The sequence below is a fragment of the Methylobacterium sp. E-016 genome (assembly GCF_022829745.1).
Taxonomy (GTDB): domain Bacteria; phylum Pseudomonadota; class Alphaproteobacteria; order Rhizobiales; family Beijerinckiaceae; genus Methylobacterium.
In genome coordinates this window covers 1-548 of sequence record NZ_JAKSYF010000152.1, presented here as the reverse complement: position 1 = coordinate 548, position 548 = coordinate 1, and the positions used below count along the sequence as shown (strand labels likewise).

The 548-nt window shown below is 73.5% G+C and carries 1 pseudogene; it reads left to right on the top strand.

The features are described from left to right. Nucleotides 1-127: 127 nt before the first annotated feature. Nucleotides 128-548, top strand: a pseudogene (gene cpsB / locus MKK68_RS22630) (mannose-1-phosphate guanylyltransferase/mannose-6-phosphate isomerase); the annotation flags it as partial.

The following is a 548-nucleotide window of genomic DNA, read 5'->3' as shown; positions in this document are numbered from 1 at the left end:
CCCCGTATTTCGATCGGATTGCGCGGACGAATGCCGCGCCGTGGCGCATCAGCGTCGACAGGGGCGGTCAGGTTCTGACCACGGTCTTGGGCGGCTAGGGACATCATGCAACGATCCAGCACCTGCCGCGCGAGCGCCCGCGGTGCTCTCCGCCGCCCGCGCGGCGCTGGAGCGGGCCGGCGTCGACCTCGACTTCGTCCGCCTGGACGCGGCCGCGTTCGGGCAGGCGCCCAAGATCACGATCGACTACGCGGTGAGGGAGTGCACGGGGCGCGCCGGCGTGCTGCCGGTGTGGTTCCCGTGGTCGGGCGTCGGCCCCTGGGACGCGGTCTGGTAGGTGATGCCGCAGGACGCCGCCGGCAACGCGGTGCGCGGCCGGGTCGAGCTCCTGGGCACGCGCAACAGCCTGGTGCACAGCGAGGGCGAGGGGCTGACCACGGTGGTCGGCCTCGACGACGTGGTGGTGGTGGCGACCCCCGACGCGGTGCTGGTCGCCTCGAAGGCGCAGTCGGGCCGGGTCAAGGAGCTGGTCGGGGTGCTGCGGGCCC